The sequence below is a fragment of the Candidatus Chloroploca mongolica genome, assembly GCF_004762035.2.
GTDB lineage: Bacteria > Chloroflexota > Chloroflexia > Chloroflexales > Chloroflexaceae > Chloroploca > Chloroploca mongolica.
The window spans coordinates 1-1,206 of record NZ_SIJK02000160.1 but is presented as its reverse complement, the minus strand read 5'-3'; the positions used below and the strand labels follow the sequence as shown (position 1 = coordinate 1,206).

Below are 1,206 nucleotides of genomic sequence, written 5' to 3'. Positions count from 1 at the left end.
ATGGCGAAGCAGAAATTCGAGCGGACGAAGCCGCACGTAAACATCGGCACGATTGGGCACGTAGACCATGGCAAGACGACCCTGACCGCCGCCATCACCAAGGTGCTGGCGCTGCGTGGGGCCGCACAGTTTGTTGATTACGACCAGATTGATAATGCGCCCGAAGAGCGCGCGCGTGGCATTACGATCGCGATTCGCCACGTGGAGTATCAGACCGATAATCGGCACTATGCCCACGTCGACTGCCCGGGCCACGCCGACTATATCAAGAATATGATTACCGGGGCTGCGCAAATGGACGGGGCCATCCTGGTGGTCTCGGCCCCCGATGGCCCGATGCCCCAGACCCGCGAGCACATCTTGCTGGCACGCCAGGTGCAGGTGCCGGCGATGGTCGTCTTCCTGAATAAGGTTGATATGATGGACGACCCCGAGTTGCTCGAGTTGGTGGAGTTGGAGTTGCGCGAATTGCTTTCGAAGTTTGATTTCCCCGGCGACGATATTCCGATTGTCCGCGGGTCGGGCCGCGTGGCGCTCGAGAGCGACAGCAAGGATATCAATGCGCCGGAGTATCAGCCCATTCTGGACCTGATGGCGGCCGTCGATGCCTATATCCCGACGCCCATGCGGGCCGTTGACCAGCCGTTCCTGATGCCCGTCGAAGATGTCTTCGGCATTAAGGGCCGCGGTACCGTGGTGACGGGCCGCATTGAGCGGGGCAAGGTCAAGGTGGGTGAGACGATTGAGATCGTGGGGATGGAAGAGGGTGCCCCGACCAAGACGGTGGTGACCGGCGTTGAAATGTTCCAGAAGACGCTCGATGAGGGCATCGCTGGCGATAACGTGGGCTGCCTGTTGCGCGGGGTGGAGCGAACCGATGTCGAGCGCGGGCAGGTGCTCTGTGCGCCCGGGTCGATCAAGCCGCACAAGAAGTTTGAGGCCCAGGTCTACGTCTTGAAAAAAGACGAGGGTGGGCGGCATACGCCGTTCTTCCCCGGCTATCGGCCGCAGTTCTATGTGCGGACGACCGACGTGACCGGCAGCATCCAGTTGCCCGAGGGCATGGAGATGGTGATGCCAGGCGACAACGTGGTGATGGGGGTCGAATTGATCGTGCCCGTCGCCATTGAAGAAGGCTTGCGCTTTGCCATCCGTGAGGGTGGACGCACCGTCGGCTCGGGTGTTGTCACCAAGATCATAGCGTAA

At 60.9% G+C, this 1,206-nt stretch carries 1 protein-coding gene; it reads left to right on the top strand.

The window, feature by feature from the left end:
• Window positions 1-1,206 carry an elongation factor Tu gene (tuf, locus tag EYB53_RS25305; RefSeq protein WP_135482442.1) on the top strand — a complete coding sequence of 402 codons (1,206 nt, stop codon included), beginning with the start codon at window positions 1-3 and terminating at the stop codon, window positions 1,204-1,206.